Source organism: Herbiconiux sp., assembly GCF_023264855.1.
Classification (GTDB): domain Bacteria; phylum Actinomycetota; class Actinomycetes; order Actinomycetales; family Microbacteriaceae; genus Herbiconiux.
In genome coordinates this window covers 85,701-108,491 of sequence record NZ_JAHFUW010000001.1, presented here as the reverse complement: position 1 = coordinate 108,491, position 22,791 = coordinate 85,701, and the positions used below count along the sequence as shown (strand labels likewise).

The window sequence follows — 22,791 nt, the reverse complement described above, 5'->3', positions numbered from 1 at the left end:
GTTCGGGCGAGGTGCAGCGCTGCGGCGCGGAGCAAATAGGGTATTCGGATGGCGAAACTGTATTTCCGGTTCGGGGCGATGAACAGCGGCAAGAGCACCGCGATGCTGCAGGCCGCCTACAACTACGAGGAGCGCGACCAGCAGGTGCTGATCGCCAAGCCCGCCGTCGACACCAAGGGCGAACTGCAGATCGTCTCGCGCCTCGGCGTCACGCGCGACGCCGACTTCTTGATCGCCCCTGAGACCTCCGTGCGCGAGGAGTTCGGCATCCGGCGCGAGGCCGTGCGCGCCCGCACCGCGTCCGACGTCAGCTGCCTCCTCGTCGACGAGGCGCAGTTCCTCTCGCCGGCCCAGGTCGACGACCTGCTGCGGATCGCCATCCTCGACGGCGTCCCGGTGCTCGCCTACGGCATCCGGAGCGACTTCCTCACCGCCGGGTTCCCGGGCAGCATCCGTCTGCTGGAGGTGGCTCACAGCCTCGAAGAGCTGAAGACCATCTGCCGCTGCGGCCGCAAGGCGATCTTCAACGCTCGGAGGATCGATGGCCGGTACGTCTTCGATGGCGCGCAGGTCGCCATCGACGGTCAAGACGTCACCTATGAGTCGCTGTGCGGCGCCTGCTACCTCGAGGAGTCCCACGGAGAACTCGGCCGCAGCTGAGCCGACCGTCGGTGGACGCCGCCTGTGACCGAGCCGCACGGGGGTTGCTGGTCGAGGTGCCCGGGGGCATGGTTGGAGGCATGAAGAGTGTCTCTTATGCGGGTCTGACCTTCCAGACCGCCGACGCGATCGCCGACGCGCTCCTGAGCTTGGCGGCCGCGTTGGGGCAGAACGAGCGCGCCGAGACCGTCGAAATCCCCGTGGTCGAGAGCGACGGGCATCTCACCTCCGTTCAGCTGGTGGTGGGCCCCGCCAGCCAGTTCATCTCCCAGCCCGTCGTGTCGAGGTTCGCCGACCCTGTCGACGACGGCGTGCTCGACCGGCTGGAGCGCCGCACGCGACTGCTTGATCTTCCGCGGGCCGCGGCCGTGACCGCGGGGGAGATCGATCGTTTCGATCTGGACGACCTGCCCTGAGGCCGGGGTCGCACCGAGCGCCCGTGCGACAGCTCAGACAGAAAGAACCGGCTGGAGATCTCTCTCCAGCCGGTTCTTCTTCTGTCGGGGTGGCGGGATTCGAACCCACGACCTCCTCGTCCCGAACGAGGCGCGCTACCAAGCTGCGCCACACCCCGAAGTGGTTCACCGCGACCAGCGCGGCTGAGGCCTCAATAAGGATAGCCGATATTCCCGCCGCCTTCGACCGCGCCCGGGAGCACCTCGCCGGTCAGCCGACGGCGCGCAGCGTGAGGAGCGTGGCCTCGGGGCGGCAGGCGAATCGGAACGGCGCGTAGATCGATGTGCCGAGGCCCGCCGAGACGTTCAGGAACGCCGAATGGAAGCCGTGGCGCCACAGACTCAGCCCTTTGACCTGGGCGCGCGGGATGTCGCAGTTGGTCACCACGGCGCCGTAGCCCGGGATGCACACCTGCCCTCCATGCGTATGGCCGGCAAAGATCACCTGGGCACCGTGCGTGACGAAGGAGTTCAGCACGTACTGGTAGGGCGCATGCGCCACGCCGATGGTGATCCGGGGCCCCCGGTCGTCCTCCTCCCGCAACTCGTCCAGCGCGCCGGGAATGCGGTCGAGCCGGTCGAAGTGGCGGTGCGGGTCGTCGACGCCGAAGAAGTCGATGATCGTGCCGTTCACCTCGACGGTGGCGGCGCGGTTGTTGAGGTTCTTCCAGCCGAGGCCGTCGAAGAAGCCCTCCAGAGCATCCGTGTCGAGGCGTTCGACCTTGCCGGTGTGCTTGGACGGGCCCATGAAGTAGCGCATCGGGTTCTTGAACGAGGGTCCGAAGTAGTCGTTCGACCCGTTCACGTACACGCCGGGCACGCCGTCGAACGCGGTGAGGGCGGCGCGGATGCCGTCGATCCCGTCGCGATGACCGAGGTTGTCGCCGGTGTCGACCACGAGGTGCGGCTCGAGGCGGGCGAGATCGTGCACCCAGAGCTGTTTGTCGTGCTGCCACGGTGCCATGTGCAGATCGCTGAGATGCAGCACGCGGATGTCGGCGGCTCCGCGGGGGAGCACGTCGATCGTGGCGGTGCGCAGGGTGTACTGCTTGCGCTCCACGAAGGTTCCGTAGGCGAAGGCAGCGGCGCCGGCCGCCACGGCCACCGAGACGGCGGTCGTGGCGGCCCGGGTCGCGGGGGTCACCGGTGGATCACTCTCAACCGGCCTTCGTGGTGACCCTGAGCTTGTCCGTGCCGTAGCGGATCGGGTTGCCTGCTCCGGGGTTGGTGGCTGTGACCTTGACGCCGTTCCCCGAGGAGGGGCCGTCGAAGACGATCTGGTCACCGGCGATGCCGGCGCCCGTGATGGCCGAGCGGGCCGCTTCCGGAGACATGCCCACCACGTTCGGCACCGAGCGCAGCTGCCCGTTCGACGTGAACACCGTGATGGTGGACCCCTTCGATGCGGTGCCACTGGGCGAGCTGCTGTCTACCAGACCGGAGGCCTGGGTGGAATCGACCGTGCCGCCGTCCTGGAAGTCGAACCCGGCCGTCGTCAGCGCAGACCGGGCTGCGTCGACCGACAGGCCGGCGACGTTCGGAATCTGAACCTGCACGCCGTTGCGGAGCGTGCTGTCGGCCTCGGGGAACGCGTTGCCCCCGTACTTGCCGTCGGCATCGGTCATGTACTGCTTCCAGACGGAGTGGCGCACGTTACCGCCGCCCTGACCGAGGATGGAGGTGTTGCGGATGGAGACCGTTCCGACCACATTGCCGACCCACACAGCGGTAGCGAGTTCCGTCGAGGCTCCGACGAACCAGGTGTCCTTCTCCGAGTCGGTGGTACCGGTCTTACCGAAGTGCGGGATGCCGTCGTTGGGGTTCGACTGGCCGCCCGTCCCGCCGTTGATGACGCCCTGGAGGGCGGTGATCATGGCGGCGGCGATGTTCGGCTCCACAGCCTGGCTGCAGGTCGAGGTGGGGGGCGGCAGCTCGTTGCCCTGCGAGTCGAGGATCTTCTCGATGGCGATCGGGCTGCAGTAGGTGCCCTCGTTGGCGACCGCGGCGAAGGCCGCGGCCATCGTGAGCGGCGCGATCTCGTTGGTGCCCAGCACGTCGGCGGGGTTCTCGCCGAGTGCATTGCCGTCGGCGCGGTGCACACCGAAGGCCTCGGCCGTCTTGCGGATTTCGCACTGGTCGAGTTTCTGTGCCATGCGCAGGAACGCGAGGTTCACCGAGTCGGCCGTCGCCTTCATCACCGACACGTTGCCGGGGGCCGAACCGCCGTCGTTCTTCACGGAGTACGTGCCGCCGTTGCCACCCGTGCAGCTGTCGGCGAACTGTGCCAGATTCAGCGTTCCCGGGTTTCCGTTGATGATGTCGCCCAGCGAGTGGCCGGTCTTGAGCCACTCGGCGAGCGTGAAGATCTTGTAGGTCGAACCGACCTGGAAGCCGGTCGATCCGCCATACGTGTAGTCGGTGCTGTAGTTGATGGCGGAGGCTCCGGCGTTGACGGCCGTCACCTCCGGATCGTCGCTGAAGTCCTTGTTCTGCACCATGGCGAGCACCTTGCCGGTGCCCGGCTGCACGGTGACCAGCGAGGAGCCCAGGTCGAAGTCGGCCGTCTTCGGCACGTACGCGTTCATCGCGCTCATCGCCGCGTTCTGCAGGTCGACGTCGAGCGTGGTGTAGATCTGGTAGCCGCCGGTCTTGAAGTTCGTCCAGCGGGTGTCCTCATCCGCTCCGAACGCCGGGTCGTTCTTCACGATGTGCGTCACGTAGTCGCAGAAGAAGCCGGCCGCGATCTCGTTCGCCGTCTGGCATCCGGTCGAGGGCTGCACGATGTTGGGGGTCACCGGGGTGGCGATCGCCTCGTCGTACTGGGCCTGCGTGATCTTGTGCTCCTTGAGCATGGCCGGCAGCACGTCCTTGTCGCGACGCGCCTGGTTGTCGGCGATGTTCTCTTCCTGGTCGATCCGGAGGCCGTTGGGCTCGTTCACGGTGGCGATCAGGCTGGCGGCCTGCGCGATGGAGAGGTCGGAGGCGTTCACGCCGAAGTAGTACTGGGCCGCCGACTGGATGCCGTAGACCCGGCCTCCGAACGGCGCGATGTTGAGGTAGCCGAGCAGGATGTCGTCTTTCGAGAACTCCTTCTCGAGGCCGATCGCGAGCTTGATCTCCTTCAGCTTGCGGTCGACCGTGGTCTTCGTGGCCTCGGCGTAGGCGGCGTCGCGCTCCGCCTCGTCTTGAATGGCCTCGGCCTTCTGCACCTGGATGTTGCGCACGTACTGCATCGAGATGGTCGACGCACCGGAGGCGGAGGTCTCGAGGGCGTTGCCCGCGGCCGCACGCAGGGTCGACGCGATGTCGACGCCGCCGTGGGTGTAGAAGCGCGGGTCTTCGGTGGCGATGACCGCGTCTTTGACGTAGGGGGAGATCTGGTCCCAGCCCACCTCTTCGCGGTTCTGCTCGAACACGGATGCCAGCAGCACCTGGGTGCCGTCGCTCTTCGTGGCGTAGATGTTGGTCTTCTCGGCGAGAGCATCCGGCTTGATGTAGCTGGGGAGGTTCTCGAACATTCCGATGGAGTTGTTCGCGGCAATGCCAGTGACAGCGAGTGCGGGCGTGACCATGGCTGTGACGAGGATGCCCGCGATTGCGCTCATACCCACGATGCCCAGAATGGCTCCGACCACACCGCTAGCCGTGGCTTTCGGGGCAGACATAGGATCAAGGGTAAGCGACAAACCTCTAAAACCGCCTCGAAAGGGTGCTAGTGCCTACCTGGGAATATGTGACGACACCGCTCATGATCCACAACACGACCGGAATTCTGAACACCTGGGGTTCTGAGGGCTGGGAGCTCGTGCAGATCGTCACCGGTCCCGAGGGCGGTCTCGTGGCCTACCTCAAGCGGCCCGTGGGCGGCTCCGCATCCGGATCGGGGGCGTGACGCCGATGTCGCAGGTCACCGCGCGTCTGGCCGATCTGGGCATCACGGTTCCCACCGTCTCGGCTCCGGCCGGGGCGTACGTTCCCGCCGTGATCTCCGGCGATCTCGTCTACACGGCCGGCCAGCTCCCGTTCGTCGGCGGTGCGCTGTCGGTCACGGGCAAGGTCGGCGAGGGCGCCGGGCTGGTGTCACCGTCCGAGGCCAAGGCTCTGGCCCAGATCTCCGCCCTGAACGCGCTCGCCGCCGTGCAGAGCGTGCTCGGGTCGCTCGACCGGATCGTGCGCATCGTGAAAGTCACCGGCTTCGTGTCGTCCGACCCCTCGTTCAGCGGTCAGCCGGGCGTCATCAACGGCGCGTCGGAGTTCCTGGTCGACGTCTTCGGTGACGCCGGCATCCACGCCCGCTCCGCCGTCGGCGTCGCCGTGCTCCCCCTCGACTCTCCCGTCGAGGTCGAGATGATCGTGGAGTTCGCGTAGCCCTTATCGCATGGTCTCGGTGATGATTTTCATCACCGACGTGTCGGCGAGGGTCGTGGTGTCTCCGACCTCGCGGCCCTCGGCCACGTCGCGGAGCAGACGGCGCATGATCTTGCCCGAGCGGGTCTTGGGGAGCTCCGAGACGATGAACACGTCGCGGGGGCGGGCTATCGCGCCGATCTGCTGCGCGACGTGCGCCCGCAGCACGGCCGAGGCGTCGTCTCGGCCCGCGGCATCCGCTTGGCTGGCCCGGGTGATCACGAAGGCGACGACGGCCTGACCCGTGGTCTCGTCGGCGGCACCCACCACGGCCGCCTCCGCGACCATCGGGTGCGACACCAGGCTCGACTCGATCTCGGCGGTGCTGAGGCGGTGACCCGAGACGTTCATCACGTCGTCGACCCGGCCGAGCAGCCAGATGTCGCCCTCCTTGTCGTAGCGCGCGCCGTCGCCGGCGAAGTACGTGCTGCCGAACTTCTCCCAGTAGGTCTCCTTGAAGCGGTCGGGGTCGCCCCAGATGCCGCGGAGCATGCTCGGCCAGGGTTCGGTGACCACGAGCAGGCCGCCCTCGTCGGCGCCGACCGGGGTGCCGTCATCCGTCACGATGTCGATCGAGACGCCCGGGATCGGCACCTGCGCGCTCCCTGGCTTCAGGGTGGTGACGCCGGGCAGCGCGGAGATCATGATGGCGCCGGTCTCGGTCTGCCACCAGGTGTCGACCACCGGGGTGGTGCCGCCGCCGATCACGTCGCGGTACCAGACCCAGGCCTCGGGGTTGATCGGCTCGCCCACGCTGCCGAGCAGGCGCAGGCTCGTCAGGTCGTACTCGGCGGGGATCTGGCGGCCGAGCTTCATGAAGGTGCGGATGGCTGTGGGGGCGGCGTAGAGGATGGTGACCTTGTGCTTCTGGATGATCTCCCACCAGCGGCCGGGGTGCGGCGTGTCGGGCGTGCCCTCGTAGATCACCTGGGTGGCGCCGTTCGCGAGCGGGCCGTAGACGACGTAGGAGTGGCCGGTGATCCAGCCGACGTCGGCGGTCGACCAGTAGACGTCCGTTTCGGGTCTGAGGTCGAAGACGTTCTTGTGGGTGAACGCGACCTGCGTGAGGTAGCCGCCGCTGGTGTGCAGGATGCCCTTCGGCTTTCCGGTGGTGCCGCTGGTGTAGAGGATGAAGAGCGGGTTCTCGGCGGGGAACGGCTTGGCGACGTGCTCGGCGTCGACCTGGGCGATTTCGTCGTGCCACCACAGGTCGCGGCCGTGGGTCCAGTCGATCTCGTTGCCGCCGCGCTGGACCACGAGCACGTGGTTCACCGTGCTGGCGTGGGCGTCGGTGTCTCCGGTCTCGAGTGCCAGGGCGGCATCCACCGTCGGCTTCAACGGGAAGACCTTGCCCTTGCGGTAGCCGCCGTCCGCGGTGATGACGAGCTTGGCGCTCGCGTCGTCGATGCGGGCACGCAGGCTCTCGGCGCTGAACCCGCCGAACACCACCGAGTGCACGGCGCCGATGCGGGCCACCGCGAGCATCGAGATGACCGCCTCGGGGATGAGGGGGAGGTAGATGGCCACCCGGTCGCCTTGGCGGATGCCGAGGCTGGTCAGCAGGTTCGCGGCCTTCTTGACCTCGTTCGTGAGCTCGGCATAGGTGAAGTCCTTCGAGTCGCCGGGCTCGCCCTCCCAGTGCAGCGCGACGCGGTCGCCGTCGCCCTGCTCGACGTGGCGATCGAGGCAGTTGTACGCGACGTTGATCTCGCCGTCGTCGAACCACTTCGCGAACGGCGGGTTCGACCAGTCGAGGGTGCGGGTGAAGGGCTTGTGCCAGTGCAGCAGCTCTCGGGACTGTGTGGCCCAGAATTCTTCGCGGTTCTCGGCCGCCTTCTCGTAGAGGTCGGCGCTTGCCACCGAGCCGGCCACGAAGTCGGCACTCGGGGCGAAACGACGCGATTCGTGCATCAGGTTGTCGATGTCGTGGGCAGTCATGGTCGATGTCGCTCCTTCGCGAGTCGTGCTGCCGCGACGGCGTCCCTTGCGGGAACGAGGGCGTCGCGAACCAGTTCGACGATACTCCCCGGGCGCTCGGGGCGACGTGAGGCGGCGTTGCATCCTGTTGCGCCCTGGCGGCGGCGGGCCTCGTGCCGGTCGCGTACCTGAGTGTCGGCAGCGAGGCACGCTGAGAGTTCGCTGGAGTGGTTTGACCCAATGTTTCCAACGGGTAAACTCGTCACTACCGAACCTCGTGTTCGGATGCAACGCAACAGTGATTCCCCCCAATCCAGCGTTGCTGCGGCGGCACCCTTTCCCCCCATTGGGTGCCGCCCCTTCTTTTTCTCGCGATGGCCCGCTCCTCCTTCCGAGGGCGGGCCATTCGTCGTTCACGGGGGCTCGGGGAGTTCTGCACAGGTTCGGTGCGGCCGGGTTCTCTCCACAGATCGGGCGTGGGCCGTCATGCTCCGGATGCTGCTCCGTAGCGTCGGGGCATGACATCTCGCCGCACCGTCGCCGACCCGGATCGCGACCCTCCGCCTCCGCCTCCTCCGCCTCCTCTTCTCTCTCCTCCCGTCGGTGACCGGTTCGAGCGCTTCGGGCCCTTGGCGCGTGTTCTCGCCGATCCGGCCGTCACCGATGTGTTCGTGAACGGCCATCGCTCGCTCTGGGTCGATCGCGGGCGCGGCGCGATCGCCGACCCGGCCTGGAGCTGCCCGAACGAGGAGCGGCTGCGCGAGTTCGCGGTGCGGCTCGTGGCTCAAGGCGGGAGACACATCGATGAGGCCACGCCGTGTGTGGATGTGCGGGTCGCGGGTCTGCGCGTGCACGTGGTGCTCCCTCCCTTGGCGCCCGGGGGAACCCTGGTGTCGATCCGGGTTCCGCAACGACGCTGGCCGAGCCTGCACGACCTCGACCAGCGTGGTCTCTTCGGTGCCGGGCAACCGGGCCGTGCCCGGCGGGCGATCGCCGAGTCGGCGGTGCGCGACCGGCTCAACGTGCTCGTCACCGGCGCGGGAGGCAGCGGCAAGACCACCTTCCTGTCGGCGATGCTGGCCTCCGCCGAGCCGAGCGAGCGGATCGTCGTGATCGAAGACGTGACCGAGCTGCGGATAGAGCATCCGCACGTGGTGGCCCTCGAGGCCCGGCAGCCCAATCTCGAAGGCGCGGGTGGTATCGGGCTCGCCGAACTCCTCCGCCAATCGCTCAGGATGCGGCCCGACCGACTGGTGCTCGGCGAGTGCCGCGGGGCCGAGATCCGTGAATTGCTCGGCGCCCTGAACACCGGACACGACGGTGGAGCGGGAACCCTGCACGCCAACGCGCTCGCCGACGTCCCGGCACGGTTGGAGGCGCTCGGCGCCCTCGCGGGAATGGATGCCACGGCAGTGGCGCGGCAGGCGGTCAGCGCGATCGGGCTGGTCTGCCACCTGCGGCGCACCGAGAAGGGCCGGCTGATCGAGGCGTTCGGGCGCTTTCAGGTCGACGAACGCGATCGGCTTGCGATCAGCGCCATCGACGTGGGTTCGGTGCGCGATGCGTGAGGCTACGCGATCCGGGTCCGGTGCACGCGCGCCGGCAGGGCGGACGCGGCCGGGGCGGCCCCGGAGACCGGCCGTGGAGGAGATCGGGTCGATCGCCGAGAAGCTGGCCGTGCTCATCTCCGCCGGAGTCTCTCCCGCCTCGGCGTGGCAGGTGATCGGGGCGAGCGACGGAGGGTTCGCTCAGTCCGTTGCCGATCGCACCGGCCGGGGTACGCCGGTGGCGAAGGCGATCGTGGAGTCGGCAGCCGAGTCGGCATCAGCAGCTGCAGGTGGTGCGGCGGGGGCGGATGAACAGGCGGCGTGGTCGATGCTGTCTGCGGCGTGGTTCGTCGCCACCGAAGCCGGGGCCTCCCTCGCCCGCTGTCTGGTCGACATCTCCGGCGCGCTGCGTGATCTCGGCGCGGTGGAGCGCGAGGTGTCGGCGGCACTCGCCGGGCCGCGGGCGACGACGCGTCTCGTGCTCGCCCTTCCGTTCGTCTCGCTCGGCTCCGGCATGCTGCTGGGGCTGGACACCGTCCAGGTGCTCGTCGCCAGCCCTGCCGGCTGGTTCTGCGCGGGTGCAGGTGCGGTGCTCGTGCTGCTCGGCCGGGCGTGGAGCCGATGGCTGCTCCGGCGCGGGAGCCGTCGCGATCACGCGCCGGGCCTGGCGCTCGACCTGGTGGCCGTCGCCGTAGCCGGAGGGGGATCCGCCGATGCGGCCGTGGTTCTCGTGGAGGAGGCGCTCCGGCGCTACTCGCCGGTGCGTCAGCGCGGCACCGCTGCACGGGCGCCCAGGAGAGCGGAAGCCGACCAGGAACAGCGGCAGATCGCGTCGGTGCTGTCGCTGGCGGCGCTCGCCGGGGCTCCTCCGGCGCAGTTGCTGCGGGCCGAGGCGGTGCGGCTGCGCCGGGATGCGATCGGAGCGGCGTCCGAACGGGCCGCGTCGCTCGGCGTGCAGCTGATGCTGCCGCTCGGTCTGTGCGTGCTGCCCGCGTTCCTGCTGCTCTCGGTCGCACCGGTGTTGCTCGGCGTACTCCGTTCGACGTCGCTCATTGATGCGGGGTGAGCACACCGGCCTGTCTCTCCGTTGCTCGTCGCAGACCTCTCCTTGCATCCCTTACCCGCACCTCTCCTTCCTTCTGCAGTTCCGACGCCACCGGCACCGGGCTCATCGCTGCATTTCCGACACATGAAAAGAGACTCTCCCCATGACATCGCTCTTCACCCCACCTGCACCCGTGGCTCTGCCCGGCCGCGCACGACATCGCGGTCTGCTCGGGCGAGCGCGGAGCGCACTCGAAGACGAGGCGGGCGCGGCCACGGCCGAATACGCCATCGCGACCTTGGCTGCGGTGGGCCTCGCCGGTCTGTTGGTCGTCGTGCTCCGCGGCGACGACGTCAAGGGCATGCTCGTCGATCTGATTCATCGTGCGCTGTCCGCCGGCGGGTGATCGTGCGGCGGGCGAGGAGGGATCGGTGACCGCCGAATTCGCCCTGGTGCTTCCGGCCGTCGTTCTGATGCTCGCCCTCGGTCTGGGGGTCGCGCATCTCGGCACGATCCAGGTGAGCCTGACGGACGCCGCGGCCGACGCGGCCCGCATGATCGGTCGGGGCGTCTCCCCGGGCGAGGCGGCGGCCCGGATCGCCGCGGCGGAACCAGGCGCGTCGATGACGGTCGCCGAGTCGGGATCGCTCGTCTGCATCACCGCCACCGCGTCGGTGTCGCTGGGCACGCTGGGCGCGCTGTTCGATCTGTCCGGCCGCGGATGCGCGCTCGACGACCGGTACGGCGGAGGCAGCACGTGAGCGGGCGCAGTCTGCGAGCCGTGTGCTCAGACGACAGCGGAGGCGGCAGCATCCTCGGCGTCGGGCTCGTGCTCGGCCTTGCGATCATGATCTGCACGGTGGCGCCTCTCGGCGCCTCGCTGGCCGCCCATCAGCGCGTGCAAGGAGCTGCCGACTCCGCCGCCCTGGCCGCCGCGGACACCGCCTCCGGGCGAGTGCCGGGCTTCTCCTGCGAAGCGGCCGGTGCGGTCGCGGCTTCACTCGCGGTATCGCTGGTGAGCTGTGCGGTGACCGACGGCCTCGCGACGGTGACCGTAGGGGGCGAGGTGTTCGCGATACCCATCACGGCGAGCTCCCGGGCCGGGCCGCCTGCGGTGCCTCCGTGAGGAAGGGGAGGGCCCGGCCGGTCGCCTCAGCCGACGATGGCCTCGACGTAGCGGTAGTCGACCGCGCTCGGTCGATCGGAGTCGCCGTATTCCAGTCCCGACGAACGCCGGTAGAGGTACTGCTTGCTGCTGGCCGCAGCGGGAATGGTGAGTCGCGCCTGGGGTTCGCCCGCCGACGTGAAGTCGGTGCGGATGGTCTTGCCCTCCAGCGGACCGTCGGTGAACTTGGCGGTGTAGCTTCCTTTTTCGACCGGTGACATGTGTCCAGCCCTTCTTCCTCGAAGTGGTCACATCCATTGTCCACCCGTGACCCGCATGCGCAACGGGTGTGGTCGAACAGGTGCCGGGTGGGGCATACGACCCTGATTAGGCTTCGACCGGGATGAAGTGTGTATGGTGTGCCTGACACTTCATGCGGTGTCGCATATATAAGGAGAAACGTTGTCAACCCCGAGAAAGCTCGTCATCGTCGAGTCACCGACGAAGGTCAAGTCGATCGCCCAGTACCTCGGCGACGGCTTCGACGTGCTCGCCTCGGTGGGGCACATCCGCGACCTCGTCGAGCCCAAGAACCTCCCTCCGGAGCTGAAGAAGGGCTCGCTCGGCAAGTTCTCCGTCGACGTCGAGAACGGCTTCGAGCCGTACTACGTCGTGTCCGACGCGAAGAAGAAGACGGTCGCCGAACTCAAGAAGGCCCTCGCCTCAGCCGACGAGCTCTACCTCGCGACAGATGAAGACCGCGAGGGCGAGGCCATCGCCTGGCACCTGTTGCAGGTGCTGAAGCCCAAGGTGCCCGTGCACCGCATGGTCTTCCACGAGATCACCCGCGAGGCCATCGAGGCCGCCCGCGACAACACCCGCCAGATCGACGACGCCCTCGTCGACGCGCAAGAGACCCGCCGCATCCTCGACCGTCTCTACGGTTACGAGGTGTCGCCGGTGCTCTGGCGCAAGGTCGGCCCCGGCCTCTCGGCGGGCCGCGTGCAGTCCGCCGCCACCCGCCTCGTCGTCGACCGCGAGCGGGAGCGCCTGGCGTTCACCAGTGCGAACTACTGGGACCTCACCGCGCAGCTCGCTCCGGATGCCGCGAAGCCCGAGGTCGACCGCTTCGAAGCACGGCTCGCCCGCCTGAACGGCGAGCGCGTGGCCACCGGCCGCGATTACGACGAGTCCGGCGTGCTGAAGAGCAAGGCCGTCCCGCTCGGAGAGGCCGCGGCGAACGCCCTCAAGACGGCTCTCGCCGCCGACGGCGTCGCCATCGCCGTCTCGGGGCTGGAGACCAAGCCGTACACCCGCCGTCCGGCCGCGCCGTTCACCACCTCGACGCTTCAGCAGGAGGCCGCCCGGAAGCTCCGCTTCTCGGCCCGCCAGACCATGAGCGTGGCCCAGTCGCTGTATGAGAACGGGTACATCACCTATATGCGTACCGACTCGCCCTCGCTCTCGCAGCAGGCGATCACGGCGGCGCGCAACCAGGCCACCGCCCTCTACGGCGCGGACACGATCCCCGACAAGCCCCGCCTCTACTCGGGCAAGGGCAAGAACGCGCAGGAGGCCCACGAGGCGATCCGCCCCGCCGGTGAGGTCTTCAAGACGCCCGACGAGGTCTCCTCGGTGCTCCGCGGCAACGACTTCAAGCTCTACGACCTGATCTGGAAGCGCACCGTCGCTTCGCAGATGGCCGACGCCAAGGGCTCCACAGCATCCGTCACCATCACGGCCGGCCCCGTGACCGTCGCCGAACTGGGTGGGGCCACCACCGCCGAGTTCTCGGCCTCGGGGACGGTCATCACCTTCCGCGGCTTCCTGCACGCCTACGAAGAGAGCCGTGACGAAGAGCGCAATGCCGAGGCCTCGCCCGCGGAGGCGAAGCTCCCGGTGCTGAAGGAGGGCCAGGCCCTCGCGGCCATCGAGCTCAACGCCGCCGGGCACGACACCACGCCTCCGCCGCGCTACACCGAGGCGAGCCTGGTGAAGGCGCTCGACGAACTCGGCATCGGCCGCCCGTCGACCTACGCGAGCATCATCTCCACCATCATCGACCGCGGCTACGTGACCCCGCGCGGCCAGGCGCTCGTGCCCAGCTGGACGGCCTTCTCGGTGGTGCGCCTGCTCGAAGACTTCTTCGCCGAGCTGGTCGACTACGACTTCACGGCCACCCTCGAGGCCGACCTCGACAAGATCGCCGGCGGCGAAGAAGACCGCATCGACTGGCTGAACGGTTTCTACTTCGGCAGCGAAGGCCACCCCGGCCTCCGCAACGTGATCGACAACATGGGCGAGATCGACGCCCGTGCGGTCAACTCCGTCACCATCGACGACGACATCACCCTGCGCATCGGCAAGTACGGCCCCTACCTCGAAGTGGTCGACCCCTCGGGCGACCTCGAAGCTCCGCCGCGCCGCGTGAATCTGCCACAGGATCTCGCCCCCGACGAGCTCACTCCGGAGAAGGCGCGCGAGCTCGTCGACGCCCCGGTCGTGACCGACCGCGTCATCGGTGTGAACCCCGAGAACGGCAAGGAGATCGTGGCGAAAGACGGCCGATTCGGTCCGTACGTCACCGAGCTCGAGCCGGTGGTTCCCGAGACGGCTCCGGATGCTGCAGCCGAGGCCGCTGCTGCCGCCGTGGCTCCGGATGCCGCGGCCGGCACCGCGGCCAAGAAGGCGCCCGCCAAGAAGCCGGCGGCCAAGAAGGCCGCCGCGGCCGTCAAGCCGCGTACGGCGTCCCTGTTCAAGTCGATGGACCTCGCGACCATCGACCTCGACACCGCTCTCCGGCTGCTCGACCTGCCTCGCGTGGTGGGCGAAGACCCGGAGTCGAGTGAGCCGATCACCGCTCAGGGCGGCAAGTTCGGCCCGTACCTCAAGAAGGGCGCCGATACCCGTTCGCTCGAGAACGAAGACCTCATCTTCGAGATCGACCTCCCGGGTGCCCTCGAGCTCTTCGCCCAGCCCAAGTACGGTGCCCGCCGGGCGTCGTCGGCGCTGAAGGAGTTCGAGGCCGACCCCGAGAGCGGCAAGCCGATCCGCGTGAAGGACGGCCGATTCGGGCCCTACGTCACCGACGGCGTCACCAACGCGACCATCCCGCGCGGCGAGACGGTCGAGGAGGTCGACTTCGAGCGAGCCGTGCAGCTGCTGGCCGACAAGCGTGCCAAGGGGCCGGCGAAGCCGAAGGCGAAGACCGCCACCAAGACGGCGGCCAAGAAGCCCGCGGCCCGCAAGGCGCCCGCACGCAAGGCCGCACCGAAGAAGTGACGGGCCTGTTCGTCACGCTGGAAGGCGGCGACGGTTCCGGCAAGTCGACCCAGGCGGCTCTTCTCGAAGACTGGCTGACGGCATCCGGACGCACCGTCGTGCGCACCCGCGAGCCCGGCGGCACCGATTTCGGCACCGAGGTGCGCGAGATCGTGCTGCACAGCAGGGGCCACATCACTCCTCGGGCCGAGGCGCTGCTCTACGCGGCCGATCGAGCTCAGCACATCGCCACGAAGGTGCGTCCGGCCCTCGAGCGCGACGAGGTGGTGATCCAGGACCGCTACCTCGACTCCTCGGTCGCCTACCAGGGGGCCGGCCGTGTGCTCGACGGGGTCGAGATCCGCAACCTCTCGCTCTGGGCGGCGGAGGGGCTGCTCCCCGACCTCACGGTGCTGCTCGACCTCGACGAAGACGCCGCCCGCGCCCGCCTCGACAGCGCCAACAAGCGCTTCGACCGCCTCGAGGCCGAGAAGAGCGACTTCCACCGCCGCGTCCGAGAGGCGTTCCTCGCCCTCGCCGCGGCGGAGCCGGCCCGCTTCCTCGTGGTCGACGCGTCCCGGCCCGTGGCCGAGATCGCGTCGGCGATCCGCACCCGAGTCGAGTCCCTCCTCGCCTGACCCTCCTCGCCCGGCCCCCGTCGGGGAGCTTGTCAGGGGGTGCCGATAGATTGGGACGCATGACCGTTTGGGATGACCTCACCGGCCAGGCGGCCGCCATCGAGGTGTTCCGCGCGGCCGCCGCCAGTGCCGACGTGCGCCCGGGCGCCTCCGGCGCGACCGGGCCCGCCGATACCGCCCCCGACTCGATGACGCACTCCTGGCTCATCACGGGCCCGCCCGGCTCCGGCCGCTCCAACCTCGCCTACGCCTTCGCCTCCGCACTGCTCTGCCGCAACGGCGGCTGCGGGGTGTGCCCCGACTGCACCCAGGTCGCCGCGCGCACGCATCCCGACCTCGCCATCCTGGCCACCGAGCGCGTCATCATCTCGATCGAGGAGGTGCGCCGCCTGGTCTCGGCCTCGCAGTTCTCCCCGTCCGTCGCCCGCTACCGCGTGGTCGTGATCGAAGACGCCGACCGCATGGCGGAGCGCACCTCGAACGTGCTGCTGAAGGCGCTCGAAGAGCCGCCGGAGCGCACGGTGTGGATCCTGTGCGCCCCCAGCGAGGCCGATCTGCTGCCGACCATCCGCTCGCGCGTGCGCTCCGTGCGTCTGCGCGTGCCCAGCACCGACGACGTGGCGGCGCTGATCGTGAAGCGCGACGGTGTCGACGCCGAGCTCGCGTTGCGGGCCGCGCGCGAGTCGCAGAGCCACATCGGCATGGCGCACCGCCTGGCCACCAACGAAGAGGCCCGCACCCGCCGTGCCGAGACCCTCGAGCTCGCACTCACGGTGTCGACCGTCGGAGACGCGGTGCGCGGCGCGGCCCGGCTGCTCGAGATCGCGGGCGCCGACGCCCAGGCCATCACCGAGGAGCGTGACGCCGAAGAACGGGCGGCGGCCCTCCGCTCGCTGGGCGTCGAGCCCGGTCAGGCCATCCCGCCGGCCCTGCGCTCGCAGATCAAGAACCTCGAAGACGACCAGAAGCGCCGCGCCACCCGGAGCCTGCGCGACGGCATCGACCGCATCCTCACCGACCTGCTCTCGCTCTATCGCGACGTGGTGCTGGTGCAGCTCGGCTCCTCGGTCGAGCTGGTGAACGAGGCCATCTCGCCCCGCATCCGAGCGATCGCCGACGATAACGATTCGTCATCGACACTCGCGGCGATGGATGCCATCGCCGTCGCCCGGCGGAGGATAGCGGCGAACGTCGCGCCCGCCCTCACCCTCGAGGCGCTGCTCATCACGGTCGCCGAAGCGAACCGGTCCGCACCACGAAAGGTCCACCCGTGAGCCGAAACCCCCGCGCCCCGCGGTCCACCGCCGTTCGCCGCACCCTCGCGGCGGTCGCCGTCGTCGCCTCGGCCGTGCTCGTGCTCTCGGGCTGCGCCACCTGGTACACGGCCTCGCTCGGCGACCCCTCGACCGGCGGCACCGGTGCTCCGGTCGCCACCTCCACGCCGACCGCCGAAGACGTGCCGGCCGAGCTGCAGCCGTTCTACGGCCAGGTGCTGAACTGGACCTCCTGCAGCGGCTCGTTCCAGTGCGCCACCGCGACCGCCCCGCTCGACTGGGCGAATCCCACCGGCGACACAGTCTCGCTCGCGATGATCAAGAAGCCCAGCTCCGGCGGTGCGCCGCTCGGCACCCTGTTCGTGAACCCCGGCGGCCCCGGTGGATCGGCTTACGACTTCGTCGAACAGTCGGCCGACTACGCCGCCCACCCTACGCTGCAGCAGGGCTATGACCTGATCGGCTACGACCCCCGGGGCACCGGGCACTCGGACGCCGTGCACTGCCTCACCGACGCCGAGCGCGACGCCTACCTCTACGACATCATCCCGGGCGAACGCGGCTCCGACGAGTGGATCGCGGCCTACACCGCGGCAGCCAAGGACTTCGCCGAGAAGTGCGCGGTCAACACCGGCCCGCTGCTTGAGTTCATCGACACCGACAGCACCACCCGCGACCTCGACATGCTGCGCGCCCTCGTGGGCGACCCCAAGCTCAACTACCTCGGTTACTCCTACGGCACGCTGCTCGGCGCCGAGTACGCCGAGAACTTCCCCGACAAGGTCGGCCGGATGGTGCTCGACGGTGCCGAAGACCCGAGCTCGAGCGGCTTCGACGTGTCGATCTCGCAGGCCGAGGGCTTCGAGAACGCCCTCAAGAACTACCTCACCGACTGCGCCGGCCGATCCGACTGCTGGTTCGACGGCACCGCCGACCAGGCGCTGACCACGATCCAGAAGATGCTGGCCGAGGTCGATGCGAGCCCGATCCGCTCCAGCGACGGCCGCGAGCTGAACGCCACCAACCTGCTCACCGCGGTGTTCTATCCGCTCTACAACGAGAGCAGCTGGCCGTACCTCGACTCCCTGTTCAGTTCGGTGCAAGACGGTCAGGCCGACTACGCCTTCTCGCTGGCGGATGCCTACAACAGCCGCAACGAGGACGGCACCTACGCCGACAACCTGATCGAGTCGTTCAACGCCATCTCGTGCGCCGACTACCCGGCGCAGACCGATCCGGCCGTGATCGCGCAGCAGAACTCCGACCTCATCGCGGCCTCGCCGACGGTGGGCCCGTACTGGACCTACGGCGACATCACCTGCTCGCAGTGGGTGTACCCGTCCAAGCGCGTGCCGGCCGCGGTGACGGCCGCCGGATCCGGCCCCATCCTCGTGGTGGGCACGACGGGCGACCCGGCCACTCCGTACAAGTGGGCGCAGGCACTGGCCGGCCAGCTGGAGAACGGCCACCTGGTCACCTTCGAGGGCGAGGGGCACACCGCCTACAACTCCTCGAGCTGCGTGGCGAGCACGGTCGACGCGTACTTCCTCGACGGAACGGTTCCCGCCGCCGACCCCGACTGCACGAGCTGACGTGGGATCATGGTGGGCATGACCGCAGCACCCGAAGAACTCGGTCTCCGTGAGCGCAAACGGAGGGCCACCCGCCGGCGCATCCAGCTCGCCGTGCTGCGCCTCACGGCCGAGCACGGCCTCGACCAGGTGACGATCGAAGACATCAGCCGCGACGCCGGTGTCTCGCCGCGCACCTTCTTCAACTACTTCCCCTCGAAAGAGGACTCGCTCGCCGGCGATGCACCCTTCGTGTTCACGGAATCGGTGTCGCAGGCGTTCGAGCAGCCGCATGCCGAGGGCGATCCGCTGGGCGACCTGGTCGAGATCATGGCCGAGCAGGCGCGGGAAGACGGCGGGCTCGACCCCGAGCTGCTCGCCCTGCGACGCGCGGTGATGGCCGAGCATCCGCAGATCTTCGCCCTCAAGATCGACCGCATGCGCGAGTTCGAGGCCGAGGTGGCGGCCTCCGTCGACCGTCGCCTGCGCGCCGACGCGGCCGCGCGCGACGAGCCGATCGACGCGACCGAGAGTGTCGAGAAGGCGCGGCTCGTGTCGCTGCTCGCGCTCACGCTGGCGCGCGCCGCCTGGCTGTCGTGGGCCGAGCATCCGGATGCGGTATCCCTGGCCGAGTCGCTCAGCCGCTCGTACCGGCACCTGCGCGATGTGGTGGGCGTGCCCGCGCGCGTGTAGTCCAGGCCGTGTTCCGGGTCGTCGGCGGTGTCGTCCCGTCGCGTTCGTACCGGCCTCCCGGATCGGCTATGCTTTGTAGCTGTGCCGAGCGCCACGTGCGCCGGCCAGGCCGCCTTAGCTCAGTCGGCAGAGCGATTCACTCGTAATGAATAGGTCCCGGGTTCGATTCCCGGAGGCGGCCCCAGTGCTTCGTGCAGCAGAACCCCCGTCCGGTCCTCCGGCGGGGGTTCTCGCGTTCTGCGCCGGGCGGGCGGGCGTGCGGGCGGGCGCTGGGCGGGTCGCGGACGCCGCGGGTACCATGGCTGGGATGTCGGAGCCACAGCACCCCCAGTCCCGCCGCGAGGCGCGCGCGGCGGAAGCCACCGCCGCCCCGGCCGTTCCGGCGGCAGGTGACGGGGCAGGCGGTTTCGTAGCACGGGTGCGGCAGCATCCGCGGGTCTGGGCTGCTGCAGCGGCCGCTGTCGCAGTGGTCGTGCTCGGCGGCGGAGCGTTCGCCGCCGGTGCCGCGATGGGCGCGGGAGCACCCGACGCCGCCACAGCATCCGTCGCTCTCGTGACCGAGACACCGCAGCCGAGCGCCACTCCCACGCCGACGCCCACCCCAGACCCGCGCGCTCAGCCGCAGGCCGCCGCGGCGCCGGCCGCCGTGCGCACCTGCTCGGTCGCCGGTCTCGCCACCGACTCCCGGCTCGGCACCTTCCTCGGCAGCGTGCGCGACGCCTCCACCGGTTCGGTGCTGTTCGACCGCGGCGCCACCACCTACGCCCGCACCGCCAGCGTGATGAAGGTGCTCACGAGCGCCGCTGCCCTCGCGGTGCTCGGCCCCGACTACCAGGTGCCGACCACGGTCGTGAAGGGCGCCGAACCCGGCCAGGTGGTGCTCGTCGGCGGCGGCGACATCACGCTCGCCAGCGGTGCCTCCAACATCTACACCGACTCGGCCAGCATGCTCGATCTGGCGGCGCAGGTGAACGCGGCCTGGGCGGCCGATCCGTCGACCGCGGGCACGCCCATCACCTCGATCGTGCTGGATGCCTCCGCCTTCTCCGGCGACCGCTGGCAGCCCTCCTGGAACCGCAAAGAGCTCTACGACGGCTACTCCTCCGAGGTCACCGCGCTGCAGGTGGACGGCGACCGCGCCGAGCCGGGCGCGAACGTCTCCGCCCGCAGCGAGAACGCCGTGCTGCGCGCCGGCCAGGCGTTCGCGCTCGCGCTGGGTGCCCCGAACGCCGGGCTGGCCGAGGGGGTGGCGACCGCCGGATCCGCTCAGCTCGGCCAGGTGCTCTCGGCACCGGTGTCGACGATGATCCCGGATGCCCTGCTCCGCTCCGACAACACCGAGGCCGAGATGCTGGCCCGGCTGGTGGCCGTGAAGCTCGGCGTCGGCGGGGACTTCGGCGCCCTGGCCACCGCCATCCCGCAGGCCCTCGCCACCTACGGACTCGACACGGCGGGGCTGACGATCGTCGACGGATCGGGCCTCAGCGACGACAACGGCGTGTCACCCAACTTCCTGACGAGCCTGTTCATCAAGATCCAGAACCGGGAGGGCAACCTCGCGGTGATCGCCGACGGGCTGCCGGTGGGCGGGCAGAGCGGCACCCTCGCCGGCCGCTTCACCGACTCGCCGGCCGCGGGCAGCGTGATCGCGAAGACTGGCTGGATCGACACCGGGTACACCCTCTCGGGCATCATCGACGCGGCCGACGGATCGGTGCTCACCTTCGCCTTCTTCGCGCTCGACGACGTGGGCGACAGCGCCAAGACGGCGATCGACGCGCTCACCACCGCCGTCTACGAGTGCGGGTCGAACCTCTCCAACAACTGAGCGCGCGATCCGGGGCCGTGCCCGGCCCGGCCTGGCCCGTGGGCCTGCCTGCCTAGACTGGGAGCATGGCCAAAGCGCTCTTCATCATCGACGTGCAGAACGACTTCATCGAGGGCGGCGCCCTCGGCGTGCAGGGTGGGACGGCGGTTGCGAACGGCATCTCGAAACTGCTCTCGCAGCATCCGGACACCTACGACTTCGTGATCGCCTCCCGCGACTGGCACGATGCCGACAACGACAACGGCGGGCACTTCGCCGGTGACGCCGAGCCCGACTTCGAGTCGACCTGGCCGGTGCACTGCGTGGCCGGAACCTACGGCGCCGAGTACCACGACGAGCTCACCACCCGGGCCATCGACCATCACGTGCGGAAGGGGCAGGGCCAGCCCGCCTACTCCATCTACGAGGGCGTCACCGAAGAGGGCGGCACGGTGCACGACCTGCTCGACGCGAACGGCGTCACCCAGGTCGACGTGGCGGGCCTCGCCACCGACTACTGCGTGAGGGCCTCGGCGCTCGACGCCCTCGAGCACGGCCGGCACGTGCGCATCATCACCGACCTGGTGGCGGGTGTCGATCCGCAGGCCTCCCGGGCAGCGATCGCCGAACTGGCCGCGGCCGGCGCCGACCTCGTGACCTCGGATCTCGTCGACCGCTGAGACCTCGCCGGCTCGGGGCCGAGCGGATGCCAGTGCGGCACTCCTTCTGCCCCTGGTAGCCAGATCGGCACCATCGCCCTGGCCTGCTCCCACTACCGTCGAAGCACGTCCCGAAAGGAATCCCCATGAACGCTGCCGCTGAGACCGCGCTTCTCGCCCGCATCCCGAACCGCCTCTTCATCGGGGGAGACTGGGTGAGCGCCGAGAACGAGAAGACCCTCAAGGTCTACGACCCCGCCACCGGCGACGTGCTCGTGGAGATCGCCGACGCGAGCCCGGCCGACGGCATGCGAGCGCTCGACGCCGCCGTCGAGGCTCAGGAGTCGTGGGCGAAGACCGCACCGCGGGTGCGCGGTGAGATCCTGCGCAAGGCCTTCGATCTGCTGCAGGAGCGCAAGGAGGATGCGGCGCTGCTGATGACGCTCGAGATGGGCAAGCCGCTCGCCGAGGCGCGCGGCGAGGTCGCCTACGGCGGCGAATTCCTGCGCTGGTTCAGCGAAGAGGCCGTGCGCATCTCCGGCCGCTTCGGCGACAACCCCGAGGGCACCGGCCGTATGGTCGTATCGCAGCGCCCGGTCGGACCGAGCTACCTCATCACGCCGTGGAACTTCCCGCTGGCGATGGCCACCCGAAAGATCGCGCCCGCCCTCGCCGCCGGCTGCACCGCGGTCGTGAAGCCCGCCGCCCTCACGCCGCTCACCACGCTGTTCATCGCCGGGCTGCTCGAAGAGGCCGGCCTGCCCAAGGGTGTGCTGAACGTGATCACCACCTCCACCACGAGCGCCGTCTCCGACCCGATCATCGCCGACCCGCGGCTGCGCAAGCTGTCGTTCACGGGGTCGACGCCGGTGGGTCGCACGCTCATCAAGCAAGCCTCCGAGAACGTGCTGCGCACCTCGATGGAGCTCGGCGGCAACGCCCCGTTCGTGGTGTTCGACGACGCCGACCTCGACAAGGCCGTGGAAGGGGCGCTGCTGGCGAAGTTCCGCAACATCGGGCAGGCCTGCACCGCGGCGAACCGCTTCATCGTGCACTCGGCCGTCGCCGCCGAGTTCGCCGAGCGCCTGGCCACCCGAGTGGCCGAGATGCGCATCGGCCGTGGCACCGAGGACGGCGTCACCATCGGCCCGCTGATCAACGACAAGGCCGTCGACAAGGCCGACGAGCTGGTGCAGGATGCCCTCAGCCGCGGCGCGACCCTGGTGGCCGGCGGGCAGCGCGTCGAGGGCCCCGGCAGCTTCTACCAGCCGACCGTCGTGACGAACGTGCCGGCCGAGGCCGAGATCCTGCGCGAGGAGATCTTCGGTCCGGTCGTGTCGATCATCGAGTTCACCGACGAGGCCGAGGCCGTGCGCCTGGCCAACGACACCGAGTACGGGCTGGTCTCCTACGTCTTCACCGAGTCGCTCAGCCGCGGCAACCGGATGATCGACGCGCTCGACACCGGCATGATGGGCCTGAACGTCGGCGTGCTCTCCAACGCCGCCGCCCCCTTCGGCGGCGTCAAGCAGTCCGGCATCGGCCGCGAGGGCGGCGCCGAGGGCATCCACGAGTACCTCTCGACCAAATACACGCTCATCCCGAACTCGTAGCGCCTCGCCTCGCATCACCGGATCCGCCACCTCACCGTGGCGGATCCGTCGCTTAATCCCCAACAAGATGCCGGGCATCGGATGCTCATCGCCGACGCAGAGGTGCGGTGGGGGCGGGGCTCAGAATGCGTCCCTAGGC

General features: G+C 69.4%; 21 protein-coding genes and 2 tRNA genes. 18 read left to right on the top strand and 5 right to left on the bottom strand.

The genetic code is table 11. The features are described 5' to 3' along the window. Window positions 1-48 precede the first annotated feature (48 nt). Window positions 49-660 (top strand): thymidine kinase, encoded by a 612-nt coding sequence (locus Q0D75_RS00490; protein WP_291048076.1) that lies wholly within the window; start codon window positions 49-51, stop codon window positions 658-660. An 80-nt stretch (window positions 661-740) separates the two neighbouring features. Further along, a complete protein-coding gene (locus tag Q0D75_RS00485; RefSeq protein ID WP_291048073.1) occupies window positions 741-1,076 on the top strand; it encodes a hypothetical protein in 336 nt (111 codons plus the stop codon). A gap of 84 nt (window positions 1,077-1,160) precedes the next feature. Here the strand turns inward: Q0D75_RS00485 and Q0D75_RS00480 are convergent. The 3 genes from Q0D75_RS00480 to Q0D75_RS00470 all read right to left on the bottom strand — a co-directional run bounded on the left by Q0D75_RS00480 (window position 1,161) and on the right by Q0D75_RS00470 (window position 4,780). Beyond that, window positions 1,161-1,234: transfer RNA gene (locus tag Q0D75_RS00480), tRNA-Pro, on the bottom strand. A 92-nt stretch (window positions 1,235-1,326) separates the two neighbouring features. Continuing rightward, window positions 1,327-2,259 (bottom strand): metallophosphoesterase, encoded by a 933-nt coding sequence (locus tag Q0D75_RS00475; RefSeq protein ID WP_291048071.1) that lies wholly within the window; start codon window positions 2,257-2,259, stop codon window positions 1,327-1,329. Between the two features lie 13 nt (window positions 2,260-2,272). Continuing rightward, a complete protein-coding gene (locus tag Q0D75_RS00470) occupies window positions 2,273-4,780 on the bottom strand; it encodes a transglycosylase domain-containing protein (RefSeq protein ID WP_291048069.1) in 2,508 nt (835 codons plus the stop codon). An 83-nt stretch (window positions 4,781-4,863) separates the two neighbouring features. On the opposite strand from Q0D75_RS00470, the gene Q0D75_RS00465 reads away from it, so the two are divergent. Beyond that, window positions 4,864-5,007, top strand: a complete 144-nt coding sequence (locus tag Q0D75_RS00465; protein WP_291048068.1) for a hypothetical protein — start codon at window positions 4,864-4,866, stop codon at window positions 5,005-5,007. A gap of 5 nt (window positions 5,008-5,012) precedes the next feature. Further along, on the top strand, window positions 5,013-5,483 hold the full coding sequence (locus Q0D75_RS00460; protein WP_291048309.1) for a RidA family protein: 471 nt from the start codon (window positions 5,013-5,015) through the stop codon (window positions 5,481-5,483). 3 nt (window positions 5,484-5,486) lie between these two features. On the opposite strand, the gene acs is transcribed toward Q0D75_RS00460, so the two are convergent. Beyond that, window positions 5,487-7,460 (bottom strand): acetate--CoA ligase, encoded by a 1,974-nt coding sequence (gene acs, locus Q0D75_RS00455; protein ID WP_291048067.1) that lies wholly within the window; start codon window positions 7,458-7,460, stop codon window positions 5,487-5,489. Between the two features lie 497 nt (window positions 7,461-7,957). On the opposite strand from acs, the gene Q0D75_RS00450 reads away from it, so the two are divergent. From Q0D75_RS00450 to Q0D75_RS00430, 5 genes are all read left to right on the top strand, one after another. Further along, a complete protein-coding gene (locus Q0D75_RS00450) occupies window positions 7,958-9,007 on the top strand; it encodes a TadA family conjugal transfer-associated ATPase (protein WP_291048066.1) in 1,050 nt (349 codons plus the stop codon). Window positions 9,008-9,080: 73 nt separating this feature from the next. Further along, window positions 9,081-10,052, top strand: a complete 972-nt coding sequence (locus tag Q0D75_RS00445) for a hypothetical protein (RefSeq protein ID WP_291048064.1) — start codon at window positions 9,081-9,083, stop codon at window positions 10,050-10,052. Between the two features lie 142 nt (window positions 10,053-10,194). Next, window positions 10,195-10,437, top strand: a complete 243-nt coding sequence (locus Q0D75_RS00440) for a DUF4244 domain-containing protein (RefSeq protein WP_291048061.1) — start codon at window positions 10,195-10,197, stop codon at window positions 10,435-10,437. A 25-nt stretch (window positions 10,438-10,462) separates the two neighbouring features. Further along, window positions 10,463-10,792 (top strand): TadE family protein, encoded by a 330-nt coding sequence (locus Q0D75_RS00435; protein ID WP_291048059.1) that lies wholly within the window; start codon window positions 10,463-10,465, stop codon window positions 10,790-10,792. A 20-nt stretch (window positions 10,793-10,812) separates the two neighbouring features. Continuing rightward, a complete protein-coding gene (locus tag Q0D75_RS00430; RefSeq protein WP_291048057.1) occupies window positions 10,813-11,157 on the top strand; it encodes an Rv3654c family TadE-like protein in 345 nt (114 codons plus the stop codon). Window positions 11,158-11,183: 26 nt separating this feature from the next. Here the strand turns inward: Q0D75_RS00430 and Q0D75_RS00425 are convergent, their stop codons facing one another. Beyond that, window positions 11,184-11,417 carry a hypothetical protein gene (locus tag Q0D75_RS00425; RefSeq protein WP_291048054.1) on the bottom strand — a complete coding sequence of 78 codons (234 nt, stop codon included), beginning with the start codon at window positions 11,415-11,417 and terminating at the stop codon, window positions 11,184-11,186. 181 nt (window positions 11,418-11,598) lie between these two features. Between Q0D75_RS00425 and topA the strand changes: the two genes are divergently transcribed. The 9 genes from topA to Q0D75_RS00380 all read left to right on the top strand — a co-directional run bounded on the left by topA (window position 11,599) and on the right by Q0D75_RS00380 (window position 22,652). Next, the gene (gene topA / locus Q0D75_RS00420; RefSeq protein ID WP_291048052.1) at window positions 11,599-14,418 is read left to right on the top strand and encodes a type I DNA topoisomerase; all 2,820 of its coding nucleotides are present in this window, start codon (window positions 11,599-11,601) and stop codon (window positions 14,416-14,418) included. Beyond that, window positions 14,415-15,035 (top strand): dTMP kinase, encoded by a 621-nt coding sequence (gene tmk, locus Q0D75_RS00415; protein ID WP_291048049.1) that lies wholly within the window; start codon window positions 14,415-14,417, stop codon window positions 15,033-15,035. Before topA ends, tmk begins: the two co-directional genes overlap by 4 nt. Window positions 15,036-15,094: 59 nt before the next feature. Continuing rightward, entirely contained in the window at window positions 15,095-16,309 is a 1,215-nt protein-coding gene (locus tag Q0D75_RS00410) for a DNA polymerase III subunit delta' (protein WP_291048047.1), read from the top strand. Then, entirely contained in the window at window positions 16,306-17,901 is a 1,596-nt protein-coding gene (locus Q0D75_RS00405) for an alpha/beta hydrolase (protein WP_291048045.1), read from the top strand. Before Q0D75_RS00410 ends, Q0D75_RS00405 begins: the two co-directional genes overlap by 4 nt. 18 nt (window positions 17,902-17,919) lie before the next feature. Further along, a complete protein-coding gene (locus tag Q0D75_RS00400; RefSeq protein WP_291048044.1) occupies window positions 17,920-18,573 on the top strand; it encodes a TetR/AcrR family transcriptional regulator in 654 nt (217 codons plus the stop codon). Window positions 18,574-18,681: 108 nt separating this feature from the next. After that, a tRNA-Thr gene (locus Q0D75_RS00395) sits at window positions 18,682-18,757 on the top strand. A 123-nt stretch (window positions 18,758-18,880) separates the two neighbouring features. After that, window positions 18,881-20,401, top strand: coding sequence for a D-alanyl-D-alanine carboxypeptidase/D-alanyl-D-alanine-endopeptidase (gene dacB / locus Q0D75_RS00390; protein WP_291048042.1), 1,521 nt, complete (start codon window positions 18,881-18,883; stop codon window positions 20,399-20,401). Window positions 20,402-20,466: 65 nt separating this feature from the next. Next, window positions 20,467-21,060 carry an isochorismatase family protein gene (locus Q0D75_RS00385; protein ID WP_291048041.1) on the top strand — a complete coding sequence of 198 codons (594 nt, stop codon included), beginning with the start codon at window positions 20,467-20,469 and terminating at the stop codon, window positions 21,058-21,060. Window positions 21,061-21,185: 125 nt separating this feature from the next. Further along, window positions 21,186-22,652 (top strand): NAD-dependent succinate-semialdehyde dehydrogenase, encoded by a 1,467-nt coding sequence (locus tag Q0D75_RS00380; RefSeq protein ID WP_291048039.1) that lies wholly within the window; start codon window positions 21,186-21,188, stop codon window positions 22,650-22,652. Window positions 22,653-22,791 lie beyond the last annotated feature (139 nt).